The following is a 25,141-nucleotide window of genomic DNA, read 5'->3' as shown; positions in this document are numbered from 1 at the left end:
TTGTTGAGGCAGATCAAATTCTCAACAATGAGTATGAAAAATTTTATATTCGTAATACTCAGACCTTGCCGTCAGCGTTGCAAGATTCGGTTGCAAGTTGCTGCCATGTCAGACTTATGGTTTAACGGCTGGAAAGGACTGTGTTTTCAGTGTCGCTGACGTTTCTGCCGGGCAAGAAGGTTTGCCCGGCGTTAGGGAAAAGTGTCTGGAGAAGGTCCAAGAGCTGAAACTAGATGATACCCGCGCGGCTCAAACGGGCAAGGTTAACGCCTTTCAGGGCGGCGATTTGATTGACCAGTTTATTCACCTCAGAGGCTTGCCCTTTGAGGATAATGGTTTCCAAACATCTGTGGTGATCTATATGGACATGGGTGCTGCAGAGCACATGCACCAGATGGTGGTGTTGGATCTCAATCAGTTTTTCAGTCAGGCCTCTTTGGTGATGGTCAAACACCAGAGTCAGTACGCCGACAACGTCTTCCACGCTGTTGTTCCACTGCTTATCGACTATCCTGTCGCGAAACAGATCGCGGATATACTCGGAGCGGGATTGATAGCCACGCTCGCGGCTGTCAGTTTCTATCTCTTCAAATAACGACTGGGGGAGGGAAACGGTAAAGCGTTGGGTTTCATCTGTCATGGCTGTCTCTTTGAAAAACACCTTTAATCAATAGAGCTTACACAAGCTTTGCCACAAAATGTCTTTTTCCTTCTCGGCGGGTGTGATCTGAAGCAAACTTTTTGCTTTTGGCGTTTTTTTATGCTGTTGCACCGGGGGGAATGGGAGTAGTGTTACGAAAAAATTATTCGTAATATTTGGCCGGATCCAGACCGTAATCTCCAGATCCTGATAGCCAAAAGCCCATGGTACCCGGAGTTGAAGTTGCACATAACCCGCACAGTCACCGGCTGTCTTGTATGTGAGCAAACCTTCTTGATAAAGAGACTCTAATAAAAAGGTACTTTTGAGCAAGGTCATCGCAGCTTATCCAACTTACGGTCGTGCAAATTCGGCTTGGGCCGTGTCCAGGCTGCCAGCCTTAACCTTTGTTACACCTATATGATTGAGTAACAACAAGCCGGTTTTACCGGTTTGGGTGATAACAACAAACCAAGGCTCCAGCCAATCAACAAGCGTCACTGGCAGGGTTTCACCATTTTCGGGGAGTCTCAGGTGTTGTTTTCATCTCTTTCAAGCAATTCCCAACGCAATCAAGGCAAGCCTCCTCTATGGCACGGGCAGCCATTGTCAAAGCCTGGTCGTTTACTTGGTTTGGGCGCTTTATTGTGCACTTCGCTGCTTGCTGTATTGCCTTCCTCTGTAGATGCTTCCAATAGCCCAAAGCCTTTGGTTATGGTGCTGGGCGCCGAGCCCGATGGTGGCTTTGACCCCATCCTTGGCTGGGGGCGTTACAATAATCCGCTTATTCAATCTGCCTTGCTGCGCCGCGCCGGCGGTGGTGAGTTTATCGGCGATCTCGCCAGTGATTGGACCCTGAGCCCGGACAGGCTCAAATGGACAGTGACGCTGAGGCCCAATCTGGTGTTCAGTGACGGCAGTCCGCTTAATGCAGAGGATGTCGCCTTTACCTTTGAGCTCGCCAGAAAAGGGGCCGGCATGCAGGACTTGTCCAATCTTGCCTGGGTGGAGCAAAAGTCTGAACTGCAAGTCGAATTCACCCTCAAGCAGGCAGATATTGGCTTTATCGATACCTTGGCAGAGTTGGCGATAGTGCCAAGCGACAGTTACGGCCCGGATTATGGTCAGCATCCCATAGGCTCGGGGCCCTATAAAATGCGCCGCTGGGATAAGGGGCAGCAGTTGATCCTGGAAGCCAACCCCAAATATCAGAGTGCCGATCCCGACAACCCGTTGCTGAAAAAGCCCTTTTTCGACAAATTGGTCATCGTCTTTGCCGACGAAGACAGCCGCTTTGCTATGCTCAGAACCGGACAGTTGCAACTCTCGGCACTGGCACCCAGATATGCCGATGCCCTGATGGAGCAGGGCAATTATCGCCTGTGGTCACAAACCAGCGTCGATAACCGCGGCATTGCCTGGCCGATGCGAGCAGAAGATAACCCTGTCACCAGTGAATTGGCGGTGCGCCAAGCCTTCGATATGGTGATCGACCGCCAGCAACTTGTCGATGGCTTGCTGGGAGGGTATGCAAGACCTGCCTGGTCAATTGCCGATGACTTGCCATGGGGCGGCGCGGTTCCAGGTTGGGCCGACTGGGACTTGAAACAGCGTTTACTCAAAGCGTCTGAACTCTTGGCCAATGCCGGTTGGTTACCGGGAGCAGACGGCATTCGCGAAAAGAATGGGCGACGGCTGACATTCCCGCTCTACTATCTGGCCGGTGACAGCATACGTGAGCAGTTGGCGCTGACCAGTGCCCAGATGGCCAGAATGGCCGGGTTCGAGGTGGAGCCCAAGGCGGACAGCTGGGAAAACATCTATCGAGTGATGCATCAGGCGCCGGTACTCTTTGGCTTTGGTAGCCTTTCTGCCAATGAGATGGCGCTTATCTACGACAGTCGCAATGCCGGCAAAGGCTATTTCAATTCAGGCTACTATCAAAACCCGCTGGTCGATAAGGCGCTGGAAAAGGCTCGCGAGGCAGATTCTGTTGATAGCGCAATTGCATTCTGGCAGCAGGCGCAGCAGCAGATAAGCCAGGATGTGCCCTGGAGCTGGTTGGTGAATCTGCAGCATCTGTATGCCGCCAATCCGTGTTTGTACCTTGGGCAGCCCTTGGTTGAGCCCCATGGCCATGGCTGGCCGATCACCAATAATATCAACCAGTGGCGCTGGCAATGTCCGTGAAATCACCAGCGTCAGCCTGCAAGCCGATAGCGCCTCAAAAGTGGTCGTCAGTCTGCTGTTGTGGCGCCTTACTGCGTTCAATACGGCTTGCGCTGCTGTTACTGTTTGCTTGTTTGTTGGCGTTTGTGCTCTTGTCATTATCGCCGCTCGATCCCTTAATCCACTACCTTGGCGGTAACCTGCTGGCGGTATCCGATGCCCAGCGCACCCAGATGATCCGCGAGCTGGGGTTGGACACCGGACTCTGGCAGCAGATCACCAGCTACTTTTCCGCGCTGCTGAGTGGCGATATGGGCCAGAGCCTGGTGTTTCGCCAGAGCGTTTCCGAGGTGATTGCCGAGCGCTTGCCGCTGTCCCTGCTGTTGATGGCGCTTTCCTGGGGATTGGCTCTGCTGCTCGGTTATGGCTTGGGGCTGCTGTGTGCAATCACCGAAGGGAGTCTCTGCGATCGCTGGCTGAGACGCTTTGCCTGGCTGCTTTCGAGCATTCCGTCATTTTGGTTGGCGATGATCATGATAAGCCTGTTCTCTGTCACTCTGGCCTGGACGCCAGTGTGCTGCGCTGCGCCGCTTGGGCTGAGTTTTACCGAGCAGAGCCTTGGCAGCATGTTGTTGCATCTTGCTTTGCCGTTGACTGTCCTGACGCTGAGCCAGCTATCGCCCTTGGTGCTGCACACCCGGGAAAAGGTACTGGATCTCTACCACAGCGAATATGTGGGATATGCCCAAAGTCACGGCAAAGGTCGTCTTGCGATATTCAAGAAGCATATCTTTGCCAATAGTTTGAAACCTGCGATTGTGCTGCACTTTGCTTCTTTTGCCGAGCTTTTCGGCGGATCTATTCTCGCCGAAACCGTGTTCAACTTCCCCGGACTCGGTAGTGCTTTGGTCAAGGCCGGACTCGGCAACGATGCGCCCTTGCTGATGGGGATCACCCTGTTTTCGGCGCTGTTTGTGTTTTGCGGTAACCTGGCCGCCGAGCTTATCAGCGCCAGATTGCAGCGCGGCAGGCTCAGTGGGGGTTCGACTCATGCCGCTGGGGTGCAGGCATGATGGGCGGTTTAACGCTCTATTTGAAAACCCTTCAGGTAAAGGATGGCCGCCGCGTCGCCATCTGGATTTGGCCGGTTTGCGGACTTCTGTTGCTGACGGCACTCTGCGTGCTATTTGGCAACCATGCCAGTGAGCTTAACCTGCTGGCCAAGAGTCAGGGGCCATCCTGGGCTCATCCCATGGGAACGGATTGGCTTGGGCGTGATATGGCCGAACGCAGCGGCGCGGCCATGCTCAAAAGTCTGTGGATAGGCGCGCTGGCGGTATTGCTCAGTAGCTCGCTGGCACTGCTGCTGGCCTTGCTGGCGCAAACCGGATCCAGATGGCGCCAGGCTGTATTGCTCGGTTGCGATCTCTGTATGTCGCTGCCACATCTGTTGCTGCTTATCTTACTGGCGTTGGCCTTTGGCGGCCAGGAATATGGGGTGATAGCGGCCCTGGCTTTGAGCCACTGGCCGAGACTGACCCGTTTACTCTTGTTGGAAATGGATGAAATCCTGGCTCAGCCCTATGTCAGTTTGGCTCTGGGTTTCGGCGGCTCCAGGTTCAGCACCCGCATGCGCCACTTATGGCCTCACATTATGCCACAGTGGCTGATTGGCGGGCTCAACTTGTTTCCGCATGCCTTGCTCCATGTCGCGGCGCTGAGCTTTCTTGGCTTTGGCCTCGACAGCAACGCGCCCTCCATGGGCGAACTGCTGGCTGAGGCCAATCGCTATCTGTTGCTTGGCCAATGGTGGCTGGCGCTGTTCCCCGGGCTCTTGTTGCTGAGCTTTATTCTGCTGCTGTCTAAGCTTGCCGAAAATCTGATCCAGTTTGCCAGAAACGGTGTGGCTGCGCCTAAGTTACCGGGCACCAATGCCATGGAGTCCAAAAGTGATTTATTTTCCTCAAACCATATTAACCCCGCCGCCGCTATTCATACCCAAGTGACAGATTTAACCCTGAAGGATAGCAATGGCAGAACCTTGCTGGATGGGCTCAATATTGAGGTGGTTCCAGGACAGGTTACCGCAGTGCTGGGGGAGAGCGGTGCCGGTAAGAGCTTGCTGGCGCTGGCTATCATGGGCAGTTTGCCAAAGGGGATAGTCATGCAATGCTCTGGCTTGATGCGGCCACAGAAGACGGCGCTTTGCGCTCAAAGCACCCAGGTACTGGACGCCAACATTAAGATAAGCGAATTGCTCGACTGGTACTGTGATGATGCCATGCGTCCTTATCGACAGGCTCTGTACGGTGAGCTGGGTATCACAGCTGAGATCCTGGCGGCTTATCCTCCCATGCTCTCCGGCGGTATGGCCCGGCGGGTGTTGCTGGCGCAGGCCCTGCTGCAGGCGCCGGATCTACTGCTGGCCGATGAGCCTTGTTGCGGCCTGGATGAGCTTGCTGCCACCGAGCTTTACGCCTTGCTCAATGACGTTGCCAGTGGCGCCTTGCAGCTACGACTGGGTTTAGACGCCGGCCCCAAGGCGGTGCTGGTTATCAGTCATAACCTCAGGGCCGTGCTGGCCTTGGATGCCGGGCTGTATCTGCTGCGCCGCGGCCGGCTCGCCGAGGTGACGGATAGTGCCAGTCTGCGGGTGAGTCTTGCCGGGCATAAGTTGGGAGATAAGTGTGAGCGCGAAGGCTGCTACAGCCAAACCTTGCTGGCGGCATTGCCGGAAAACTGGCCTGCCGGCAGCTGTCGCTTGGCTGATGCTGAATCTACTGGCGAGCCCAAGAGTCAACTCAATAGCCAACTCTATAACCAAGCTGCTAGTCAAGCCGCTAGTCAACAAAAGTCTCATGGTGACAGCCTGGAGAGTTTCAGCAACTCGCCTTGTCGGAGGCGCGCATGAGTCTAAATTCTTTGCAAACAAAACCGGCTCAATCCGGCTCTGCTTTGGAGCTTGAAAGCGCACCTTTGCTTTCTGCATCCTTATCGCCGCTGCTTTCACTCAGTGATGGCTTGGCTTACCGGGGCAGTAAGGTGATTGAGCTGCCTGAGATAGCCATTAATCGCGCCGAAATTCTCGGGATCTGGGGTGACAGTGGCTGCGGCAAGTCTACCATGGCGGCGATACTCACAGGCTTGATGCCGCTTGCGGCGGGAAAGCTTGAATGCTGTCGGCAGCTCAGGCAGGTTCGCGGTCGCCCTTCACCCATTCAGTGGGTTATCCAGCAGCCGGAGCAGGCGTTCAACCCCAGATTGACCCTGGCGCAATCCTTGAATGAGAGTTGGCAGGGGCGTGATTATGCTCATCTCTTGCCCATGCTCGGCGTGGCCGAGTCTGAACTCAGACGCTGGTTGGCATCTCGCCCCGGCGGCCTTTCCGGCGGTGAGCTGCAAAGGCTCAATATTTTAAGGGCACTGGTGCCGGAAACCAGGCTGCTTATCTGTGATGAAATCACGGCCCAGCTCGATATGGTGAGTCAGCAAAGGCTTTGGCAGCAACTATTGCAGATAGCCCATGATAGGCAATTGACCTTGCTGGTGATCTCTCACGACAAACCTTTGCTCGGCGCGGTTTGTGACAGAGTGCAGCCCTTTAAGCCGGCGTAAAAATCTGCAGCCGAACTGATATTCAGCCAATAAAAAACGCGCCCTGAAGCGCGTTTTTTGGATAAGAGTTCGTTAGAAGTTGGCGCTTCTTGGGGCGCGAGGGAAGGGGATCACATCGCGGATGTTGGAAACACCGGTAACGTAAGACACCAGACGCTCGAAGCCCAGACCGAAACCTGAGTGAGGCACAGTGCCATAACGGCGCAGATCTCTATACCACCAGTAATCTTCCTTGTTGAGGTTCATCTCGGCCAGGCGCATATCCAGCACATCCAGGCGCTCTTCACGCTGTGAACCACCGATAATTTCACCTATACCGGGGGCCAATACGTCCATCGCCGCCACTGTCTTGCCATCTTCGTTGAGACGCATGTAGAAGGCCTTGATATCTTTAGGATAGTTTTTCACTACCACAGGAGCCTTGAAGTGCTCTTCGGCCAGATAACGCTCATGCTCGGATTGCAGATCTATGCCCCACTCGACATCGTACTCAAACTGCTTACCGCAGTTTTTGAGGATCTCAACGGCATCTGTGTAATCCACCTGGGCAAAGTCACTGCTGACAAAGTTCTCCAGACGCTCAATCACGCCTTTATCGACGCGCTGGGCAAAGAACTGCAGGTCGTCCATCCGCTCTTCCAGCACCGCCTTGAAGGCGTACTTGAGCATGGCTTCGGCCAGACCGGCAATGTCGTTCAGATCGGCAAAGGCCACTTCCGGCTCAACCATCCAGAACTCAGCCAGATGACGGCTGGTGTTGGAGTTTTCGGCGCGGAAAGTAGGGCCAAAGGTGTAAATCTTCGATAGGGCACAGGCGTAGGTTTCGCCGTTGAGCTGGCCGGATACGGTCAGAAACGCCTCTTTGCCGAAGAAGTCTTCGTCATAGTTCACCTTGCCATCGGCAGTGCGTGGCAGGTTTTCCATGTCCAGCGTCGATACCCGGAACATTTCACCGGCGCCTTCACAGTCTGAGGCGGTGATCAGTGGGGTAGAGACCCAGATAAAGCCGTTTTCGTGATAGAAACGGTGAATCGCCTGTGACAGGCAGTTACGTACCCGGGCAACTGCGCCAATGATGTTGGTACGTGGACGCAGATGCGCCAGTTCCCTCAGGTGTTCAACCGAGTGACGCTTGGCGGCCATAGGGTAGGTATCAGGATCTTCCACCCAACCTGTGACTTCCACTTGGGTCACTTGCAGTTCAAAGTCCTGGCCTGAGCCTGGGCTTTCAACCACTTCACCTGTGACAATCACGGAGCAGCCGGCAGTGAGCTTCAGCACTTCGTCATTGTAATTGGGTAAGCTATTTGGCACCACGCCCTGGATAGGATCGAAACAGGAACCATCATAGACGGCAAGAAACGAGATGCCGGCCTTGGAATCACGACGGGTTCTAACCCAGCCACGTACAGTGACCTGTGAACCGACCGCATGCTCACCTTTAAATACAGATGCGACAGATGCAATGCTCATTATTGCTTAGTTCTCCAATGAAACGTTTTATGCTTCAACTCGGCCCCGAAAATAGTTCGAGAGCAGAAATCAGGCAAATCCCTGACTATATTGATGACACAGGAAAAAATTTGGAGGTTTATATTACCTTGCTGGTGGCTTTTCTCAAGCTGAAAAAGGTATTCTGGGGGTAATATCCCCCTTCAGACGGAAGGAGTTCGGATGAAGAAGGTGAAAATCTTTCAATATCTGTTGGCAAGCCTATCGATTATAGGCTGGTCACTGGCAATTTATGCCCTGCTGGTATTCGATAAGGCGAGGCCGGACAGGGCCGTAGGCTACTTCTTCAGCAAAGGGGCGCCGGTGCGTTTGTACTGGGACCCTCAGCAAACCATGCTCTTGGAATACATCATCTGGGCTTGCGCCGCCATCAGTTTCCTCAGTCTGGCTTTTAACTGGTATGTGGCCCATCACAGCCGTTTGGGTTACTGGTTCAATATTCCACTGTTGCTGCTCTCATCCACCGCCGCCGGCTTGTATCTGCGTTTCTTTATCTAAGCCTTCATGTTGTGTTGTCAGCGCAGTTGTCGACAGAGCATATCGATAATCGCCGCGGTGGCGCCCCAAATAAAGTGCCTGCGATAGGGAATAAAGGTGACTGGGTAGAAATGGCCGCGGCGCTCGAACATTGCCGTGTGACGATTTTCCTCTTCGAGTAAAAAAGCCAGCGGCACCCGAAACAGCTCCTGCACTTCGGCCGGGTCAATTTTGGCCTCAAAGGGTGACTTTACCCAGCCAAGTACAGGGGTGATCTCAAAGCCGGTAAAGGTGGGGTGATTGGGAAGTTGACCTATGATTTCGACATTGTCCGGTGCCAAACCTATCTCTTCTTCGGCCTCCCTGAGGGCTGTCATGATAAGGTTCTGATCTTCGGCTTCCGGTTTGCCGCCTGGAAAGCTCACCTGACCGGGATGAGCCTTAAGATGCTTCGGCCTCTGGGTCAGGATAAGCTCCGGTCCCTGCAAACCCGGCTCCAAAGCGATAAGTACCGCCGCGGCTCTGAGTTTGGCCGGGGTCAAAGGGCTAGAATGGTATCGACTCAGGGCTCTGAGTTGAAAACGGGTTAACAGCTCGTCTTTATCCATAGCGTCCTTGAAGTCGATTGAAGTAATCAATAACCAAAGCCATTATTGTCCTGTCTTCGCAAAGAACTCTCAACCAGCTTGAATGCAGGTATCAGGCTAAGGTGAGTCGGGCTCCGGGGCTAATAGCGGCAGTATTCGACTCACTTTATCATAGGTTTCCTGGTATTCGGCATCCACATCTGAGTCGGCTACTATGCCGCCGCCGGCCCAGCAATAGAGCTGCCCGGAATCGGCAACCAGGGTTCGAATGGTGATGCTGCTGTCCATTTTACCATCCTGGCTCAGATACCCGATGGCGCCGCAGTAGAGTGAGCGGCGACTGGGTTCCAGCTCTTCGATAATTTCCATGGCGCGGATCTTGGGCGCGCCTGTGATAGAGCCGCCGGGGAAGGCGGCCCTCAGCAAGTCTGTGGCCTGATAACCCGCTGCCAGTTCGGCGGTTACCGTGCTGACCAGATGGTGCACCGCCGGAAAGCTTTCTATGGCAAATAGATGCGGTACGGCCACACTACCTGGGCTGGCGACCTTGCCAATATCGTTGCGCAGCAGATCCACTATCATCAGGTTTTCGGCTCTGTCTTTTTCCGACCCCGCCAGCTGTTTGGCAAGTTCCCTGTCTTGCTGTTCATCGGCACTTCGGGGCAGGGTACCCTTGATGGGCTTGGTTTCAATATGGCGATTGGAATCCAGGGCAATAAAACGCTCGGGTGAGATGGACAGGATACAGTTATGCTCCAGGCGAATAAAGGCAGAAAAGGGCGCGCCATTGGCTTGTCTGAGCTTACGATAGGCTTGCCACTCATCACCTTGATAGTCGGCCTGGAATCTTTGGGTCAGATTGATCTGATAACAATCGCCGCTGTGAAGATATTGCTGCACTTTGGCAAACTTGTCGCCATATTGCTCGCGGCTGAGCTGCGAGCGCCACTCACCGCTGAGTCGGAACGCTTTCTGGTCAAGGTGCTTATTGGGGCTGTTTGTGACTTTGGACGTTAGCCACGACAGTGTTGCTGTCAGCGCCTTTTCGCCGCGGTAATGCACCAATTGCCAGCACTCTAATTGCTTATCGCGAATAAGAGCCCAGTCATAAAGACCGACATTCATCTCCGGCAGAGCGATATCGGCTGCGGCCAGTTTTGGCAGTTTTTCCAGTCTGCGGCCAAGATCGTAACTGAAGGCGCCCACCGCGCCGCCGCTGAAAGGCAGATTGACCTGCATGGCATTGGGAAAATACTGTTGCAGCAGTTGTTGCAGCAAGGCAAAAGGATCGTCACTTGAGCGTCGTACGCCGCTCGCCTCAGAGATTTGGGTGGTTTCAGCCATGGTCACCAGTCTGGCTATTGGCTCGGCAACTATGATGTCGTATCTGGCGTCATTGTGCTGGGCATCGGCCGAATCCAGCAGCATGGCCCAAGGCTCACTGCTGAAGTGGGAAAACAGCTCTAAGGTTGAGAGTTGCCAGTCAAGAACGCGAATGGCGGGAGGGCAAATAGCCTGCTGGTACATCGAACGACCCTATCTGAAAATGTGATGTAGCCCAAAAAGGAACGAAAGAGTATCATAACGGCCACAAAAAACTAATAAAACCACCCCTGGCCCTTGGTGAAAACGCGTTGTATCACGGCTTTGCTGTCGTTTTGAGCATTTTTGTGTCGCAAAACCGACAAGCGGAGCCTGAAATTCAAGGCTTTGGCTTGAATCTCTGTTGAGCGTTGATCCTGAGCTGAAGGGGCGGATCCTTAGGCTAATGGAGCGCCAAACATGTCTGTAATCAAGCAAGCTGACTTTATCGACAGCATCAGTGATGCCCTGCAATATATCTCCTATTACCATCCCAAAGATTTTATCGATGCCATGGCCGCCGCCTATGAGCGTGAGCAGAACCAGGCTGCCAAGGATGCAATTGCCCAGATTTTGATCAACTCGCGCATGTCTGCCGAAGGACACAGACCCTTATGCCAGGATACCGGTATTGTGACCTGTTATGTCTATCTGGGAATGGGCGTGCAGTGGGACAAGACAGATATGACAGTGCAGCAGATGGTGGATGAAGGCGTGCGCCGCGCTTATACCAATCCTGATAACCCGCTGCGGGCTTCAATAGTGGCCGACCCCGCCGGCAGCCGCAAGAATACCCGCGATAACACACCTTCCGTGGTGCATATTCAGATGGTTCCCGGCGATCATATCGAAGTGGCCATTGCCGCCAAGGGCGGCGGCAGTGAAAACAAGGCCAAGATGGTGATGCTCAATCCATCTGACGATATCGCCGCCTGGGTTGAGAAGACACTGCCAACCATGGGCGCCGGCTGGTGTCCTCCGGGTATGCTTGGAATAGGTATTGGCGGCACCGCCGAGAAAGCCGCTGTGCTTGCCAAGGAAGCCTTGATGGAGAGCGTGGATATTCACGAGTTGATGGAACGCGGCGCCGAAACCACGGAAGAGAAGCTGCGTTTGGATATCTTCGAGCGCGCCAACAACTTAGGCATTGGTGCCCAGGGCCTGGGCGGTTTGACTACTGTACTGGACGTTAAAATCAAGACAGCGCCAACCCACGCTGCCTCCAAGCCTGTGGTGATGATCCCCAACTGCGCCGCCACCCGTCATGTGCATTTCCATCTTGATGGCAGCGGCCCAGCCGAGTTGACTCCGCCAAGCCTTGATGACTGGCCGGAAATCACCTGGGAAGTGGGTGAGAGCGTGCGCAGGGTCAATCTCGATACCGTTACCCAGGAAGAGATTGAAAGCTGGAACAGCGGCGATACTCTGCTGCTCTCGGGTAAGATGCTCACCGGCCGTGACGCGGCTCACAAACGGATCCAGAGCCTGATTGAAAGCGGTGAAGGCTTGCCAGAAGGAGTTGATTTCACTGGTAAATTCATCTATTACGTAGGTCCAGTCGACCCGGTAGGTGATGAAGTGGTTGGCCCGGCCGGCCCGACAACCGCTACCCGTATGGATAAGTTTACCGATCTTATGCTGGATAAGACGGGTCTAATGGGCATGATAGGCAAGGCAGAACGTGGTCCGGCCACAGTCGAATCTATCCGCAAGCACAAGGCTGTATATTTGATGGCCGTCGGCGGCGCCGCTTATCTGGTGTCCAAGGCGATTAAGCAATCTCGCGTGGTAGCGTTTGAAGATCTCGGGATGGAAGCCATCTATGAGTTTGACGTCAAGGATATGCCTGTTACTGTAGCGGTTGACTCCAACGGGGTGAATGCGCACGAAACCGGCCCGGCAATCTGGAAGGTGAATATCCAGAACGCCAAGGCTTAAGCTGAACCTTGAGGGGCCTGTTGGCCCCTTTTGCATTGCAATCAACAACCAATAAGAAGATTTATAATGAAAACCAACCCACTATTGATGGCGCTGGTGGCCGCAGGTCTGGCTCTGCCGGCGCTGGCTGCCGATAAGGCACCTTTTACTGTCCAGGATCTGGTCAAGCTCAACAAACTCCATTCTGCCGCTGTATCCAATGACGGCACCAAGCTTATCTACGGCCTGAAGAAGGTCACCGACGATGGCAGCAGCTCAGATCTCTATCTTTTGGATCTCAGTGACAAGAACGCGGCGCCCAAACAGCTGACTTCTGCACCGGGTACCGAGCACGATGTGGCCTTCAGCAGCGACGACAAGCAAGTCTATTTTATTGCCGCCCGTGATGGCAGCAGCCAACTGTATCGCTTGCCGCTGGATGGTGGTGAAGCCCAGGCCGTATCTGATTTGCCTCTGGGGATCGACGGCTACAAATTATCGGCCGATGGCAAGCAGGTAGTGATGAGCATTCGTGTTTTTCCCGAGTGCGACACCTTGGAATGTTCAAAAGCTAAGTTTGATAAAGAAGCCGAGCGCAAGAGTACAGGTCGTGAATACGATCAGTTGATGGTGCGTCACTGGGACACCTGGTCTGACCATGCCCGTAATCACCTGTTTGTGGCGCAGCTTGAAAACGGCAAGCTGGGTAAGCCGGTGGATGTGACCAAGGGCCTGGATACCGAAACCCCACCCAAGCCATTTTCCGGCATGGAAGAGGTGACATTCAGCCCGGATGGCAAATATATTGTCTACAGTGCCAAGGCACCGAGTAAAGATCAGGCCTGGACCACCAACTACGATCTCTGGCAGGTGCCGGTCACAGGTGGCAAGGCCAAGAATCTCACCGAAGATAACCAGGCCTGGGATGCTCAGCCGGTGTTTTCCGCCGATGGCCGCTATCTGGCCTATCTGGCGATGAAAAAGCCCGGATTCGAGGCCGACAGATACCGCATCATGCTCAAAGACACAGTCACGGGTCAGAGCAAGGAAGTGGCGCCCATGTGGGACAGAAGCCCGGCCTCGCTGAGCTTTGGTAAAGATAACAACACCCTGTATGTGACCGCTCAGGATCTGGGGCAGGTGTCTGTATTTGCCATCAACACCCAGTTTGGTGATGTGCGCGCCATTTACAACGATGGCAGCAACAGCCTGGTGGGTCTGGCGGGCGATCGTTTGATCATCAATCATAAGTCTTTGGTGGAACCGGGCGATCTCTACTCCATCAACATGGAAGGGCAAAACCTGACCCGTTTGACTGAAGTCAACAAGGCCAAGCTGGACAAGGTCAAGTTCGGTGAGTTCGAGCAGTTCAGCTTCAAGGGCTGGAACAACGAAGAGGTTTATGGTTACTGGCTCAAGCCGGCCAACTTCAAGAAAGGCAAGCAGTATCCGGTGGCCTTCCTGGTACACGGCGGCCCACAAGGTTCATTCGGCAACAGTTTCAGCTTCCGCTGGAATCCTCAGCTGTGGGCCGGTGCCGGATATGCTGTGGTGATGGTGGATTTCCACGGCTCTACCGGCTATGGTCAGGCCTTTACCGATTCCATCAGCCTGGACTGGGGCGGTAAGCCTTTGGAAGATTTGCAAAAAGGTCTGGCTGCGGTTGCCAAACAGCAGAAGTGGATAGATGCCGATAACGCCTGTGCCCTCGGTGGCTCCTACGGCGGTTACATGATGAACTGGATCCAAGGCAACTGGAACGACGGTTTCAAATGCCTGGTTAACCATGCCGGCTTGTTTGATATGCGCTCCATGTATCATGTGACCGAGGAACTCTGGTTCCCTGAGCATGAGTTTGGCGGCAGCTACGAGCAGGCCAAGGATCTTTATGAGAAGTTCAATCCGGCCAACTATGTGGAAAACTGGAAGACTCCTATGTTGGTGATCCACGGTGAGAAAGACTTCCGGGTACCTTACGGTCAGGGTTTGGCGGCGTTCAGCTATATGCAGCGCAATAATATCCCTTCGGAGTTGCTGATCTATCCGGACGAAAACCACTGGATCCTCAACCCCAATAACCTTGAGCAGTGGTACGCCAAGGTACTGGGCTGGATGGACCGCTGGACCAAATAAAGGTGGCGATAGCGTTTAGTCAACAAAACCGGCCTGATGGCCGGTTTTTTCATGGCTTGAATAAAGGTGTTTTGCAGCCGAAGAGTCCCACTCGTTAATGGGCTGGCTGAAGGCGTTTTTTGTGGTCGCTGTCTTGCTAATTCTACCTTTGGCGCATTGTATTGCGGTGACATCTGGGTTAGATTGAAACAAGTGTTTAAATCTAACGTTTAAAGAGTCTGCTGATGAATCCCTACCAAGCTCCGTTAACCGATATGCGCTTTTTGCTTGAGCACGTCTTTGATGCCGAACAAACCTGGTCTTCATTGCCTGCGATGGCCGATGCGGTCGATCTCGATACTGCCGCTGCCATCCTCGAAGAAGGCGCCAAACTGTGTCGCGACCTTATCCATCCTATAAACCGCAATGGTGATGAACAAGGAGTAAGTTTCGAGGCTGCCAAGGTGATCACACCCGATGGCTATAAAGAGGCCTATGCCGAGTTTGCCGCCGGTGGTTGGGTAGGGCTGTGCGGCGATCCTGAGCTGGGGGGAATGGGGATGCCGAAAATGCTCGGTGTCATGGTCGATGAAATGGGTTACAGCGCCTGTAACGCCTTTACACTTTACAGCGCACTGACCGCAGGTGCTGCACTGTGTATTCATGCCCACGGCAGTGAGGAGCTCAAGGCCAAATATTTGCCAAAACTCTACTCAGGCGAATGGGCCGGCGCCATGGATATGACAGAGCCTCAGGCAGGTTCGGACCTGCGTAATATCCGCACTCGCGCCGAACCGACCGAAAGCGGCAGTTTCCTTATCAGTGGTTCAAAAATTTTCATCACAGGTGGCGATCAGGACTTGACTGAGAACCTGGTGCATCTGGTGCTGGCCAAAATCAGCGGCAGCAAAGGCATCTCGCTGTTCCTGGTACCTAAGTTCAAGGTGGCCGATGACGGCAGTTTGGGCGAAGCCAACGGTGTAACCGTCGGTGCCATAGAGCACAAGATGGGCCTCAAGGGCTCGGCTACTTGTGTGATGAATTTTGATGATGCCGAGGGTTATCTTATCGGCGAGCCCAATCGTGGCCTGGTGTGCATGTTCACCATGATGAATTATGAACGTCTGTCCATAGGTATTCAGGGGCTTGGCAGTGCTCAGGGCGCATATCAAATGGCGGCCGACTATGCCAAAGAGCGCCTCCAGGGCGTTGCTGCCGGCGGCTCACCAACCGGCAGCGATTCCGATCCTATATTGGTACACGGCGACGTGCGGCGCATGCTGCTGAATATTCGCGCCATGACAGAAGCGGGTAGGGCCTTAGCCATGCTCACAGGTAAACAGCTGGATCTGGCCAAGTTTGCCGAAGATGAAGCGGTTAAAGCCAAAGCCAGTCGTTACGTGGGCCTCCTGACTCCTGTCGCCAAGGCGTTCCTGACCGATCGCGGTCTGGACGCCACCATATTGGCGCAGCAGGTATTCGGTGGCCACGGCTACATTCGTGAGACAGGCATAGAACAGTTGGTGCGTGATACCCGTATCGCCCAGATTTATGAGGGCACCAATGGTATTCAGGCCATCGACTTTTTGGGACGTAAGCTCACAGGTGACCGCTTGGCGACCTTGAATGAGTTTATCGCCGATATCAAGGCCGATATGGCGAGCTTCGAACAAGTATCAAATGAGCAGAAACAGCGCGTTGAAAGCCTTTTCGACCAGTTTGCCAGCGCGATTGCCGCTATTAACGAGCAAAAAGGCGATAAGCCTGCGCTCATTAACGCCTTGGCGGTTGAAGCCTTGGATGCCTTTGGTTACATACTCTACGGTTACCTGTGGCTGTTGATGGCAGATAAGGCACTTGCTGCAACCGATACGCTCGAGCCGGGCTTTGCCGAGGTCAAGAGCCAACTGAAGGAGTTCTACTTTGCCAAGTTATTGGCCAAAGCCGATTTCCACTTGAGTCAGCTGGCCGGTGGTGATGACAGTGTGATGGCCCTTGCGCCCGAGCTGTTCTGAGAACGCAGAAGTATTCAAGCTAAATTGAAAGAGCCGCGATAAGCGGCTCTTTTCTTATGGCTTTATTGCTGTTTTATGGAGGTAAGAGCTTTGAAGGCGTTTCACTAACGGGCGCTGACATTAAGCTCTGTCTGCGCTTTGTCCTGCTGTGTTGGTTTGGGCTTGTCTTGCTCTTTTGCCGCCAGTTGGCCTTCTGTGCGGCTGTTTGCACGGTAATCTGTCAGCCCCTGCAGCAAAAGTGTGGCAAAGGGCGCGGCTTCAAGCTCCTTACTCTGGGGGCTCAAACCATTTTCCAGTACCACAAACAGGTATCTGGGCACTTGTTTGTCACTGTCATCGGTAACATAACCGGCCAGATTCACCACACCCTGCATACTGCCTGTCTTGGCCCAGACTCTGCCCTTGAGCGGTTTGTTGGCGTAGCGCTTGCGGTACTTCAAGGTGCCGCTGTGGCCGGAAACCGGCAGCTTGTGCATCAACCACTGGTAATCCGGGGTATCGGCAATCAATCGCAGCAACTGCGCCAGTTGTCTGGCATTGAGCAGGTTGTAGCGTGACAGCCCAGAGCCATCTATCAGTTGGGCTCTTTCCAACACTACGCCTTTTTCCGCCAGCACTTCCCTGATGGCCTTGGCACCGGCACTGAAACTGGCGCCATCACCATAATAGTGTTTACCCAGCCGTTTAAGCAGGCTGTCGGCAATCAGGTTGTCAGATTCCAGCAGCATGGTTTCCAAAAGCTCGGGCAGGGCATCCGAGGCATGACTGGCCACCACCCTTGAGCTGGCCGGTAGCTGATTGGAGGTCAGTATCTTGCCTTTGATACTGAGTTTGCCCTTGATAATGCCGGCGACGCTGTCGATGGCATATTGGCCGGGGTCGTTGACCGCCAGCGCCAACGGCAATACCTGGGATCCCGGGAAACAGCCACTGAAATGAAAGTGGTTGCCGGGTAATCGGTCGAGTTGCAGTTCGCAAAAGTCCTGCTTGTGGCCCTTGTCGAAGATGGCGTTGGTGGTCAGTTTGACTGGCAGATAAACCGGCGCGGAAATTTTGGCTTTGTCCGAGGCGAGTGTGGGCTCGAGTTTGCCATGGACACAGTTTTGGTTGATCACATAGCTGGAGACGGGCGCCGCGTAGCAGATCCCCAAATCATCCCATACCCAACCGGGCGCTCGCAGCTGCTCATGGGTTTCTCCTATCAAGATAAGATTGCCCTGCACCTGGCTAATACCGGCTTCGGTGACACGCTTGAACAGCTCAGTCAGATCCCGGCGCGTTAAGGTAGGATCGCCACTGAACAGCAAATAGAGATCGCCTTTAAGCACGCCGCTTTTTGGTGAGCCGGTACTGAGAATACTGGTGTGATAGCGAAACTCTTCTCCCAGCAGCTCGGTGGCTGTTACCGCGGTCAGCAGTTTTTGGGTACTGGCCGGGATCATCAGGGTTTCACTGTTGTGGCTCAGCAGTTGCTCGCCGCTTTGCAAATCTTCTATCCAGACGGCAGTTTGCGATGAGGCCGGGGTAATCAGATTTAAAAGATCATCGAGAGAGGTATTATCGGCCTTCAAAGGGGAAGACAGCGCCATGGCGCTCAATAATAACAGTGGACGTGCCAAGCCCTGCAAGGACAGCTGTGGCATGGAAAAGCCTCCGGTTCCGTGAATGCTTTTGAGAGTATAACCTGCAGGGCCTTAGCTGTCGTCCTTGTCCATCAGCGAATAAAGTTTCAATGTGACTATCAACACCAGACCGATAAACAGTGGCAGTACCAAAGGGCCGAGATAGGTTTTGAAGTGAAACAGGGCCCAGGCCGCGAGCAGGGTGCCAATAAGAGTGAACCAGAATTGTTTGTTCATTGTCGTCCAGTTTGAGTTCAGTAAGTGAGAGGCTCAAGGGCATATTAGTGTATAAGGCTAATGCGCTGATAACAGGGCTGCCATCACAAAAGCGTGATCTGGGTCGGCTTAAGAGTGCAAGCCGCATTATAGAGAGCGCTTTTTGGGTTAAATAGCGCCGAAATCGTGAACCAATAGCGACTGTTGGCGAGAAAAGGCTTGCCCGGGCCGGGACAAGTGGGTAATTTCTATTGCCTTATTCGCCCCGCAGCGGATCTTTGTCGATCTCGCCATACAGGGGAAGGACATTCTTGCCGGGAAACACAGGGAGCGAGTGGATTGCCGGAACATACAGTGACAGGAGGATACCTTGCTGGATAAGCTGGGTGGAATTGCCATAGCGCCGGATGCATTGCACTGGTTGCTGACCCCAAGTAACTTCAAACAGACCTTGATTGAGCGGATCCGTTGCGCCAAAGAGGCTATCTATATTGCGGCACTCTATCTGGAAGACGATGAGGCCGGACGCGAAATACTTGCCGAACTGCTGGCGGCCAAGGCAGCCAGACCCGAACTCGAAATCAAGGTGTTGGTGGATTTTCACCGTGCCCGTCGCGGCCTTATCGGCCACAAGGGTGATGGCGGCAACAACTTGATGTACCGTCAGGTGATGGCGCAAGCACAGCAGCGTTTCAACATTTATGGTGTGCCGGTGAAATCCCGCGAGTTTATGGGAGTACTGCACCTCAAGGGCTTTATTGTCGATGATGCCGTGATATACAGCGGCGCCAGCCTCAATAACATCTACCTGCAGCAGAAAGATAGATACCGTTTCGATCGCTACCATGTGCTGGAGTCGGCCGAGCTGGCTGCCAGCATGCGAGAGATGATTGACAGTGCCATTTTGAGCGACAAAGCGGTCAGTTGCCTGAGCTGTCCGGAAGAAGAGGAAGTACTGCCGGAAAAAATTGATGTCAGAAGCTTTAAACAGCGACTGTCGGCGGCAAGCTATCAATTCAAGGGCGTTGAAGAGGGATTGCGGGTCACGCCGCTTTTGGGCCTCGGACGCAAGCGCAATCCGCTCAACAAGGCGGTACTCGCCATGGTGGAGGAGTCCAAGGAATCGCTTTTTATTTGCACTCCCTATTTTAACCCGCCCTATGCTTTGGTGCGGGCGCTGGTTAAACACCTGCGCAACGGAAAGCGTCTGGATATTCTGGTGGGTGACAAGACGGCCAATGACTTTTATATCCCACCGGAGCAGGATTTTTCCACCATAGGTGCCTTGCCGTATCTCTATGAGCAGTCGCTGCGCAAGTTTGTCAAACGCCAGCAGTGGGCGGTGGATCAGGGGCGACTCAATATCCATCTGTGGAAGCATGACAACAACAGTTATCACCTTAAAGGGGTGAGCATGGATGGTCGCAAACACCTGCTCACCGGCAGCAATCTCAATCCGCGGGCCTGGGCCCTGGATCTGGAAAATGGTTTGCTGCTGCATGATGACAAACAAGTGCTGGCCGAGTCTTTTGTCAAAGAGCAACAACATCTGCTGCTGCACAGCCAGCGTTTGTATCATTACAGCCAGATAGATACCTTGCAGAGTTACCCCAAGCCGGTAAAGAAAATCATGAACCGCATTCGCAGGCTCAAGGCCGACTTTCTGCTGCGGCGTATTCTCTGATAGCGCTTTCCCCAAGCGCTTGGCCGAATGAGAGCATGATTGCAGAACTTCATTCAGTTATGGTTTAACCTTGGCTTATTCAGTCAAGGTTAAATCCAGCCAAGGTTAAACACAGCCAGAATGAGTGATATCGTCCGCTTATCCCGCATCAATTTCCGTCATCTTCTGGTGCTTAGGCAACTGCTGGAAGAGCAAAGCGTCACCCAGGCGGCCACGCGTCTGTGTTTGAGCCCTTCGGCGGTCAGCAAAATACTCTCCCAGCTCAGGGATTGCCTCGACGATGAGCTCTTCTACCGCCAGGGTAACCAGCTGTTGCCGACTGCCAAGGCCAAACGACTCGGGCCGGTTATCAGCGCCATGCTCAGAGAGATGGACAACCTGTTTACCGAAGAGGGCTTTCGCCCGGAAGGATTTCAAGGGCGGATGAATTTGGCGCTGAGGGAAAGCAGCTTCGAACTGCTTGCGAGCGCTATCGCCAGCGTGCAGCAGCAGGCGCCGGGAATGACACTGGCGGTGCATGCCAAAGAGAGCACGGGGTTTCAATCCCTGTGTGAAGGACGGGTGGACTTGCTGGTTCTGCCTCACGATTTGGGACAGCCGCCAACAGGCCGCAATGAACTGATTTGGGAGCGCTTGGCAGAGGACGAGATGTGTTGCCTGATGCGAGCCGAGCACCCGCTGGCAGCAAAAGAGCTGACGCTGGATGCCTATCTGAGCTTCGCCCATGTGGGCATTTTGGATGCCGATCTGCAGCAACCCTTTTTCGAGCAGTCATTGGCACAATTGAGCCGCAGGCGGAATCTGGCGATGGAAGTCGCCGACTTCGGCGCTGCCGCCAGTATCTGTCGTCACTCGGACTTGCTGTTTACCTGCTCGGCGCTGTGGGCTTCAATGGCGGCGCAGGCAAGCGGCATGGTGGTTAAGCGATTGCCCTTTGCCTATGGCAAGGTGGGCTATAGCATGGTGCATCATCAAAGTGGCAGCCGGGATCCGGCGCTGCAATGGCTAAAAGCGACCCTGCTCAGTGGCTTTAAGCAGTCCATCAGCCAAGGTTAACCGGTGGCAGACTGATATTGGCTATGCCGGCACGGCTGAGCGCCTTGGCCAGATCATTAATCTGCTGTTGGCTTGCCTTGGGCCAGCGCAAGGCCTCGCCTTTGACACCATGATGATTGTAACCGTTTAGGCGTAGCCGCATCGGCTCACCCTTCAGCGCTTGCCGGCGTTGCAAGTCCAGCAAAAACGACGCCAGGGCGTCAAAGTGCTGCCAATAATCACTCTTTCCGGGTACTTCCAGTAGCCTGACTTCCGCCAGTTTCCCTGCTTCGGCCAGCAGTTGCAGGCTCTGCTTGACCTTGATGTTGCCACGGCCTGTCAGTCGTCGGTGAGCCGGCTCATCCCAGGCTTTCAGGTCAACCATGGCGCCATCAAGCCAAGGGAGCAGACGTTGCCAACCACTTGCTCCCAGGCTGCCATTGGTATCCAAAAGGCAAGTCAGGTGTTTGAGCTCTGTGCTTTGTTTAATGGCCTTGAACAGGGTACTGACGAACTTCAGCTGCAAGCTGGCTTCTCCGCCACTCAAGGTGATACCGCGGATAAAGGCTTTCTGTCTTTTAATCAGCGCCAACGCTTTTCCGACTGACAGGCGTTGGGTCTTGGGCTGGCTGCTCGAAGGGCAAACATCGAGACAGGTGTCGCAGCCGATGCAGCTTGTACTATCCCAGGCAAGCCTGAGAGACGCTTTGTTATTTGGAACTGTTTGAGTGTCAGCCGCAGTGGCTTTAAGGCTCAAGGCGCCTGCCGGGCAGTGCGCAATACACTCTCGGCAGGCGTCACACAGAGTGATGGTTTCCGGATTATGGCAACCCGGGCAGCGAAAATTGCAACCCTGAAGGAAAAACACCATGCGATTGCCCGGGCCATCTACGGTCGAGAAGGGCAGCACCCTGGCGACTTCGGCACTGGCAACCTCGGAGCCCATAGCCAATGCTGAAGCATCGGTATCGCCGCTACTTAACTCACGGCTATGCGACTCACACCCATTCAGCTTATAGCGATTAAGCTCAGAATGATTGAACGGGCTATCAAACACTCCGGGAGCTTCACTCTTCATAGCTTACGCCCTTACACCGGGGACTTGCCGGCGGCATGGAACTCGGCGCTCACTACCCGCGGTGCCCTTTGGGTCACGGCCGTGGTTTCACTGGCCTCTGTGCCCAGGAAGGTGGTGTTGGTACGTGAGCCTTGTTGCCGGTAACTGGCGATCTGCGACTTTTTCACCATATAACCCGTGATGCGCACCAGATCGGTATCGGCGGTATTGGCGGTAAATTCACGAAAGCCGGCATCCAGCGCGCCGATACACAGCTCAAGCAGGGCTTCAGGATTGGCCTTGATGGTTTCATCCAGAGTCAGGATCTCGCTGATCCCGGAAGGATAGAAAGCGTGTTGCGGCGCCAGCGCCAACACATGAGTGACAGGATCCGGCTCGTGGCCGTAGGCGATTCTGACGCCCGGAGTGGTGCCTTTGTCGATGGAAAGCCCCCCCTGGGCATGAAGTAAGGCGCGGCCATTAAAGCCGAAACTGACTTGGGTCGTGGTCACTCTATCACTGAGCGCGCGGCTAATGGCTAAACCGAGCGCATTGGCCTGCTCACTGTGACCATATTCGCCACTCATACCTGCCAACTGCTGCAGATGATTGACGGCTTCGGCCATGGCATAAACGCCGAACATGGGCGCAAAGCGGGATTCGTCAATGAGGCCTTCTTTTACCAGGAAAGAGTCGAAGAAATGGGACCGGCGGTGTAAAAACTCACAGCGTAGCTCAATCAGTTCATACATAAGGTTGCAGTAATGGGGCAGGGTGCGCTCGAGCATTTCCTCCAGTGTAGCGGCTTCTTCGGCGACGGCTTTGAGGTTAAGTCTGACCAGCGTATTGGCGCCGCCTCGGGTGGGGAGCGCGTTATAACAGCTGACAATGCCGAACGTTTGATTTGGCGCCTCACCGGGAGCACAGGCAAAGGTTTGGGCATGTATCGGCCAGTTGCCGATGTGAGGTTTACTGCAGGCAATGATATTGTCTGTCGCCAGTCGCAGCAGCGCTTTAGGGGTGCGCTTGGGGTCATACATAAAGGTTAGATTGGGGGCCACCTGCTTGAGCTCGGCATCAATGCGTAAAATAGTGCGGCAGACACGGTTGTCCTCTGGGCCTATGTTGGCATGCATAAAGGCGTCCGGCAGGGTGCGATCCAACTGGATCCAGAAGCGTTTCAGTTTCTGATACAGGGCGTCATCACTGACGTTCTGGCAGTAAGGCAACAATAAACTATCGAGATAGCCAAGAAACACCGGGATATTGGTGACTGACGGTACATGGTGATACAGCACCATCAGCTTCATCAGGGCATCATCCAGATCTTCGGCCGGTGTCAACTCCAGATACTCGGAGCCTTGCTCGAGAAAACGTTGGTAATCGGGCAAAACATATCTGGGTTTGAACGGGGCATGACCCTCAAACATATCGCAGATAATGCCTTTATCCATGGCTTGGGTCAGTGCTTCACTGCGAGGCAGATAGGGGATACTGGCATCGGCGGCACCGGCCAGCGCCAGGGTCTTTTGCTTGGGGTCAAGCAGGGGATCGGTAATAAGACTGAGAAATTGATTGTCCATAATGAGACTCCGCTAAAGGCAAGGCGCTAACCGGCGCAATGGCCGAATTAGCTTTCAAACACAATAATTGAAACGGCTTTTAACCTGAGTCTAAGTAGGGGCTTTATTTTCCGGAAGTGAAATGTGCTTGATGGTACTTGTCGAAAATGGAAATCCGCTGCTTTGCATCAAGTATTGCATGGGCAATGGAGAAGCTGGGAGATATCGAGTGAAAGCAGACGGATAAAAACGGGCTATGGTCGCTTGAGAAAGACCTCGGCCTTGGCAAGACAGAGTAACTGGCATAAAAAACGCCTGCACTTGGCAGGCGTTTGGCTTTGAACTCGGATTACTTGGCTGTCATCAAGGCAACGGCGTTGTCCAGCATACGGTTGCTGAAACCCCACTCGTTGTCGTACCAGGCCATGACTTTCACCAGACGTCCCTTGACGCGAGTCTGGGTGGCGTCGAAGTTGGACGAGAAGGCGTTGTGGTTGAAGTCGATGGAAACCAGAGGCTCCTTATTAACCGCCAGCACTTCGTTCATGGGTGAAGTCTTGGCAGCCGCTTCTATGATGGCGTTAACTTCTTCCACTGTGGTGTCGCGGGAAGCGATAAAGGACAGGTCAACCAGAGACACGTTGACAGTCGGAACCCGAACCGCCAGGCCGTCGAATTTGCCCTGAAGCTCAGGTACAACCAAACCAACAGCCGCCGCTGCACCTGTTTTGGTTGGGATCATCGACAGAGCCGCCGCACGGGCACGACGCATATCGCTGTGATACACATCAGACAGACGCTGGTCATTGGTGTAGGCGTGAATGGTGGTCATCAGGCCGGATTCAATGCCGATAGCATCGTTCAATGGCTTGGCCACAGGCGCCAGACAGTTAGTGGTACAGGAAGCATTGGAGATAACAGTCATCTCTTTGGTGATTTCCTGGTTGTTAACCCCGTAAACCACAGTGGCATCAACATTCTTGCCGGGAGCTGAGATGATAACCTTCTTGGCGCCGGCATCCAGGTGTGGTTGTACCGCTTCTTTGGAAGTGAAGATACCGGTACATTCGAAGACTACGTCTACCTGCAGCTCAGCCCATGGCAGCTTGGATGGATCGCGCTCCTGGAAGGTTGGGATCTTGTCGCCGTTGACATAAATAGCTTCGTCGTCGTGTTCTACTTTGGCGTTGAAGCGGCCGTGAACAGAGTCATACTTGGTCAGGTGAGCGTTGATGGAAGCGTCTCCGAGATCGTTGATGGCAACGATTTGAATTGGATAGTCTTTCTCGCTCTCGTATAGAGCACGCAGAACATTGCGTCCGATACGGCCATAACCGTTAATTGCTACGCGGATAGTCATCTCATATCCCTCTGGTGAATGTAAAAACAGTAATTGGTAGTAAAATTACAAAAATGACGCGGGTCGTCAAGTTAAATCACGCTGTAACTGGCTATTCCGTTAACAAATTAGGTGTTTTTATTACAGCGATCGCGAAACAATGCTTTTATTGTGCGACCGGCAGGCGTAAATTACAAACTGGCAAGTAATTTGCCGCCCG

At 53.8% G+C, this 25,141-nt stretch carries 20 protein-coding genes; 10 read left to right on the top strand and 10 right to left on the bottom strand.

What is annotated here, in order from left to right; all coding sequences use genetic code 11:
- Positions 1-229 precede the first annotated feature (229 nt).
- Both nikR and ON072_RS04330 read right to left on the bottom strand, forming a co-directional pair.
- The gene (nikR, locus tag ON072_RS04335) at positions 230-640 is read right to left on the bottom strand and encodes a nickel-responsive transcriptional regulator NikR (protein ID WP_025010297.1); all 411 of its coding nucleotides are present in this window, start codon (positions 638-640) and stop codon (positions 230-232) included.
- Positions 641-667: 27 nt separating this feature from the next.
- Entirely contained in the window at positions 668-979 is a 312-nt protein-coding gene (locus ON072_RS04330) for a hypothetical protein (RefSeq protein WP_025010298.1), read from the bottom strand.
- 306 nt (positions 980-1,285) lie between these two features.
- Between ON072_RS04330 and ON072_RS04325 the strand changes: the two genes are divergently transcribed.
- Genes ON072_RS04325 through ON072_RS04310 form a run of 4 tightly spaced genes read left to right on the top strand, consistent with a single transcriptional unit; the run spans position 1,286 to position 6,424 of the window.
- On the top strand, positions 1,286-2,830 hold the full coding sequence (locus tag ON072_RS04325) for an ABC transporter substrate-binding protein (RefSeq protein WP_238336453.1): 1,545 nt from the start codon (positions 1,286-1,288) through the stop codon (positions 2,828-2,830).
- The gene (locus ON072_RS04320) at positions 2,821-3,882 is read left to right on the top strand and encodes an ABC transporter permease (protein ID WP_146507669.1); all 1,062 of its coding nucleotides are present in this window, start codon (positions 2,821-2,823) and stop codon (positions 3,880-3,882) included. Before ON072_RS04325 ends, ON072_RS04320 begins: the two co-directional genes overlap by 10 nt.
- Positions 3,879-5,720: an ATP-binding cassette domain-containing protein gene (locus ON072_RS04315; protein WP_261752523.1), complete on the top strand. Its 1,842-nt coding sequence runs from the start codon at positions 3,879-3,881 to the stop codon at positions 5,718-5,720. The genes ON072_RS04320 and ON072_RS04315 overlap by 4 nt, the downstream gene beginning before the upstream one ends.
- Positions 5,717-6,424, top strand: coding sequence for an ATP-binding cassette domain-containing protein (locus ON072_RS04310; protein ID WP_245003262.1), 708 nt, complete (start codon positions 5,717-5,719; stop codon positions 6,422-6,424). The genes ON072_RS04315 and ON072_RS04310 overlap by 4 nt, the downstream gene beginning before the upstream one ends.
- Before the next feature lie 72 nt (positions 6,425-6,496).
- On the opposite strand, the gene asnS is transcribed toward ON072_RS04310, so the two are convergent.
- A complete protein-coding gene (gene asnS, locus ON072_RS04305) occupies positions 6,497-7,897 on the bottom strand; it encodes an asparagine--tRNA ligase (RefSeq protein WP_025010304.1) in 1,401 nt (466 codons plus the stop codon).
- A 201-nt stretch (positions 7,898-8,098) separates the two neighbouring features.
- Here asnS and ON072_RS04300 point away from each other — a divergent pair, with 201 nt between their 5' ends.
- Positions 8,099-8,434, top strand: a complete 336-nt coding sequence (locus ON072_RS04300; protein WP_025010305.1) for a hypothetical protein — start codon at positions 8,099-8,101, stop codon at positions 8,432-8,434.
- A gap of 17 nt (positions 8,435-8,451) precedes the next feature.
- On the opposite strand, the gene ON072_RS04295 is transcribed toward ON072_RS04300, so the two are convergent.
- Both ON072_RS04295 and pabB read right to left on the bottom strand, forming a co-directional pair.
- The gene (locus tag ON072_RS04295) at positions 8,452-9,021 is read right to left on the bottom strand and encodes a CoA pyrophosphatase (protein ID WP_025010306.1); all 570 of its coding nucleotides are present in this window, start codon (positions 9,019-9,021) and stop codon (positions 8,452-8,454) included.
- Between the two features lie 96 nt (positions 9,022-9,117).
- The gene (gene pabB / locus ON072_RS04290; protein ID WP_025887331.1) at positions 9,118-10,527 is read right to left on the bottom strand and encodes an aminodeoxychorismate synthase component 1; all 1,410 of its coding nucleotides are present in this window, start codon (positions 10,525-10,527) and stop codon (positions 9,118-9,120) included.
- Positions 10,528-10,782: 255 nt separating this feature from the next.
- On the opposite strand from pabB, the gene ON072_RS04285 reads away from it, so the two are divergent.
- The 3 genes from ON072_RS04285 to ON072_RS04275 all read left to right on the top strand — a co-directional run bounded on the left by ON072_RS04285 (position 10,783) and on the right by ON072_RS04275 (position 16,406).
- The gene (locus ON072_RS04285) at positions 10,783-12,300 is read left to right on the top strand and encodes a fumarate hydratase (protein ID WP_144224240.1); all 1,518 of its coding nucleotides are present in this window, start codon (positions 10,783-10,785) and stop codon (positions 12,298-12,300) included.
- Positions 12,301-12,366: 66 nt separating this feature from the next.
- Entirely contained in the window at positions 12,367-14,412 is a 2,046-nt protein-coding gene (locus ON072_RS04280; RefSeq protein ID WP_054744402.1) for a dipeptidyl-peptidase 5, read from the top strand.
- Positions 14,413-14,636: 224 nt separating this feature from the next.
- Complete coding sequence (locus tag ON072_RS04275; RefSeq protein WP_144224238.1) at positions 14,637-16,406, top strand: acyl-CoA dehydrogenase family protein; 1,770 nt, start codon at positions 14,637-14,639, stop codon at positions 16,404-16,406.
- A 104-nt stretch (positions 16,407-16,510) separates the two neighbouring features.
- Here ON072_RS04275 and dacB read toward each other — a convergent pair whose 3' ends face one another.
- Positions 16,511-18,049 carry a D-alanyl-D-alanine carboxypeptidase/D-alanyl-D-alanine endopeptidase gene (gene dacB / locus ON072_RS04270; protein WP_144224236.1) on the bottom strand — a complete coding sequence of 513 codons (1,539 nt, stop codon included), beginning with the start codon at positions 18,047-18,049 and terminating at the stop codon, positions 16,511-16,513.
- A 51-nt stretch (positions 18,050-18,100) separates the two neighbouring features.
- Entirely contained in the window at positions 18,101-18,265 is a 165-nt protein-coding gene (locus ON072_RS04265; protein WP_093982798.1) for a hypothetical protein, read from the bottom strand.
- Positions 18,266-18,614: 349 nt separating this feature from the next.
- Between ON072_RS04265 and pssA the strand changes: the two genes are divergently transcribed.
- Positions 18,615-19,928, top strand: coding sequence for a CDP-diacylglycerol--serine O-phosphatidyltransferase (gene pssA / locus ON072_RS04260; RefSeq protein ID WP_144224234.1), 1,314 nt, complete (start codon positions 18,615-18,617; stop codon positions 19,926-19,928).
- Between the two features lie 120 nt (positions 19,929-20,048).
- Positions 20,049-20,984 (top strand): LysR family transcriptional regulator, encoded by a 936-nt coding sequence (locus ON072_RS04255; RefSeq protein WP_144224232.1) that lies wholly within the window; start codon positions 20,049-20,051, stop codon positions 20,982-20,984.
- On the opposite strand, the gene ON072_RS04250 is transcribed toward ON072_RS04255, so the two are convergent.
- The 3 genes from ON072_RS04250 to gap form a co-directional block, all read right to left on the bottom strand.
- Positions 20,971-22,041 (bottom strand): YjjW family glycine radical enzyme activase, encoded by a 1,071-nt coding sequence (locus ON072_RS04250; RefSeq protein ID WP_315903424.1) that lies wholly within the window; start codon positions 22,039-22,041, stop codon positions 20,971-20,973. The genes ON072_RS04255 and ON072_RS04250 overlap by 14 nt on opposite strands.
- A gap of 11 nt (positions 22,042-22,052) precedes the next feature.
- Positions 22,053-23,603 carry a YjjI family glycine radical enzyme gene (locus ON072_RS04245; protein ID WP_208124752.1) on the bottom strand — a complete coding sequence of 517 codons (1,551 nt, stop codon included), beginning with the start codon at positions 23,601-23,603 and terminating at the stop codon, positions 22,053-22,055.
- Between the two features lie 328 nt (positions 23,604-23,931).
- Positions 23,932-24,942 carry a type I glyceraldehyde-3-phosphate dehydrogenase gene (gene gap / locus ON072_RS04240; RefSeq protein WP_025010313.1) on the bottom strand — a complete coding sequence of 337 codons (1,011 nt, stop codon included), beginning with the start codon at positions 24,940-24,942 and terminating at the stop codon, positions 23,932-23,934.
- Positions 24,943-25,141: the final 199 nt, after the last annotated feature.

Origin of the sequence: Shewanella sp. K8, from assembly GCF_028823715.1 — a bacterium.
GTDB classification, from domain to species: Bacteria; Pseudomonadota; Gammaproteobacteria; order Enterobacterales; family Shewanellaceae; genus Shewanella; species Shewanella algae.
The sequence above is the reverse complement of the archived record's forward strand: the minus strand, read 5'-3'. Positions and strand labels throughout refer to the sequence as shown.

Bases quoted from the DNA above. Each gene is read 5' to 3' on its own strand.
- nikR (WP_025010297.1), bottom strand. From the start codon at position 640: ATGACAGATGAAACCCAACGCTTTACCGTTTCCCTCCCCCAGTCGTTA.
- ON072_RS04330 (WP_025010298.1), bottom strand. From the start codon at position 979: ATGACCTTGCTCAAAAGTACCTTTTTATTAGAGTCTCTTTATCAAGAA.
- ON072_RS04320 (WP_146507669.1), top strand. From the start codon at position 2,821: ATGTCCGTGAAATCACCAGCGTCAGCCTGCAAGCCGATAGCGCCTCAA.
- ON072_RS04315 (WP_261752523.1), top strand. From the start codon at position 3,879: ATGATGGGCGGTTTAACGCTCTATTTGAAAACCCTTCAGGTAAAGGAT.
- ON072_RS04310 (WP_245003262.1), top strand. From the start codon at position 5,717: ATGAGTCTAAATTCTTTGCAAACAAAACCGGCTCAATCCGGCTCTGCT.
- asnS (WP_025010304.1), bottom strand. From the start codon at position 7,897: ATGAGCATTGCATCTGTCGCATCTGTATTTAAAGGTGAGCATGCGGTC.
- ON072_RS04300 (WP_025010305.1), top strand. From the start codon at position 8,099: ATGAAGAAGGTGAAAATCTTTCAATATCTGTTGGCAAGCCTATCGATT.
- ON072_RS04295 (WP_025010306.1), bottom strand. From the start codon at position 9,021: ATGGATAAAGACGAGCTGTTAACCCGTTTTCAACTCAGAGCCCTGAGT.
- pabB (WP_025887331.1), bottom strand. From the start codon at position 10,527: ATGTACCAGCAGGCTATTTGCCCTCCCGCCATTCGCGTTCTTGACTGG.
- ON072_RS04285 (WP_144224240.1), top strand. From the start codon at position 10,783: ATGTCTGTAATCAAGCAAGCTGACTTTATCGACAGCATCAGTGATGCC.
- ON072_RS04280 (WP_054744402.1), top strand. From the start codon at position 12,367: ATGAAAACCAACCCACTATTGATGGCGCTGGTGGCCGCAGGTCTGGCT.
- ON072_RS04275 (WP_144224238.1), top strand. From the start codon at position 14,637: ATGAATCCCTACCAAGCTCCGTTAACCGATATGCGCTTTTTGCTTGAG.
- dacB (WP_144224236.1), bottom strand. From the start codon at position 18,049: ATGCCACAGCTGTCCTTGCAGGGCTTGGCACGTCCACTGTTATTATTG.
- ON072_RS04265 (WP_093982798.1), bottom strand. From the start codon at position 18,265: ATGAACAAACAATTCTGGTTCACTCTTATTGGCACCCTGCTCGCGGCC.
- ON072_RS04255 (WP_144224232.1), top strand. From the start codon at position 20,049: ATGAGTGATATCGTCCGCTTATCCCGCATCAATTTCCGTCATCTTCTG.
- ON072_RS04250 (WP_315903424.1), bottom strand. From the start codon at position 22,041: ATGAAGAGTGAAGCTCCCGGAGTGTTTGATAGCCCGTTCAATCATTCT.
- ON072_RS04245 (WP_208124752.1), bottom strand. From the start codon at position 23,603: ATGGACAATCAATTTCTCAGTCTTATTACCGATCCCCTGCTTGACCCC.
- gap (WP_025010313.1), bottom strand. From the start codon at position 24,942: ATGACTATCCGCGTAGCAATTAACGGTTATGGCCGTATCGGACGCAAT.